Consider the following 1,452-nt stretch of genomic DNA (forward strand, 5'->3'; position numbering starts at 1 on the left):
CAGGAGCCACCCGATGAACCTGTGGAAGTCCCGGTTGTGCGTCCTCGCGCTGGTCGCGGGCATGCTGGCCGTACCCGCCGGCCCAGCCGACGCCGCCCCCACCCGGTACGAGGCCGAGAACGCGACGGTCTCGCAGGGGGCCGTCGAGTCCAACCACACCGGCTACTCCGGCAGCGGCTTCGTGAACGGCGACAACGTCGCCGGCGCCTACACCGAGTGGACCGTCGACGCGCCCGCCGCCGGGACCGCCACGCTGGCCCTGCGCTATGCCAACGGCACCACCGCCGACCGGCCCAGCGACCTCGCGGTCAACGGCTCGGTGGTGGCCGCGTCCCGGGCGTTCGCCCCGACCGCGAACTGGGACACCTGGGCCACGGTCACCCTCACCGCCCAGGTCAAGGCGGGGCCCAACACGATCAGGGCCACCGCCGCCACCGCCGGCGGCAACCCCAACTGGGACTACCTGGACGCCGACGTCCAGGTCAGCGGCTTCACCGACCACCAGGCCGAGACGGCCACGATCGTCCAGGGCGTGGTGGAGTCCAACCACGCCGGATACACCGGCTCCGGCTTCGTCAACTACGACAACGCGACAGGCTCGTACGTCGAGTTCCAGGTCAGCGCGGCGGCGACCGGCCCGCAGAGCCTGACCTTCCGCTACGCCAACGGCACCACGATCGACCGGCCGATGAGCATCTCCGTGAACGGCTCGGCGACCACCCGCTCCTTCCCCGGCACCGGCGCCTGGACCACCTGGAACGAGGTCACGCTCAACGCCACCCTGAACGCGGGCGCCAACACCGTACGGGCCACCGCGACCACCGCGAACGGCGGCCCCAACCTCGACCGGCTGCGCGTCAGCGGACCGGGCGACACCGAGAAGCCGAGCGCGCCCGGCCAACCGGTGTGCGGCGAGATCACCCACAACAGCCTGAAGCTCGACTGGCCGCCCGCCACCGACAACATCGGCGTCGCGGCCTACGACATCTACCAGCAGGGCCAGCTCATCGCCACCGCCCCCGCACCGCCGGCCACTTTGACCGGGCTGAACCCGGACTTCGGCTACCAGCTGTCGGTGTTCGCCCGCGACGCCTCCGGCAACGTCTCGCTGAGCAGCCCCGAGGCCGCCTGCCACACGCTGCCCGCGCCGCCGGACGACCCCCCGTCGCAGCCGGGTCAGCCCGCCGTCAGCGGCGTCCAGCCCACGACGGCGACCGTCACCTGGGCCGCCTCCACCGACGACGGCGGCGTGCGCGCCTACCTCGTCCGCGACCACGCCTCCGGCACGGTGCTGGCCACCGTCACCGGCGCCCCGCCCGCCACCACCGCGAGCGTGCCGCTGGAGTGCGCGCACACCTACCAGCTCGACGTCGTCGCCCGCGACACCGCCGGTCAGCTCTCCACGCCGAGCACACCGTCGGCCTCGTTCACCACGGGGACCTGCGGGACCGT

General features: G+C 73.1%; 1 protein-coding gene. It reads left to right on the forward strand.

Annotated elements, in window-relative coordinates:
* Positions 1-13: 13 nt before the first annotated feature.
* Positions 14-1,452, forward strand: a 1,439-nt coding sequence (locus AB0J97_RS51600; protein ID WP_364104821.1) for a CBM35 domain-containing protein, incomplete at its 3' end; no start/stop codon positions are given.

The organism is Nonomuraea sp. NPDC049607 (assembly GCF_040675375.1).
GTDB lineage: Bacteria > Actinomycetota > Actinomycetes > Streptosporangiales > Streptosporangiaceae > Nonomuraea.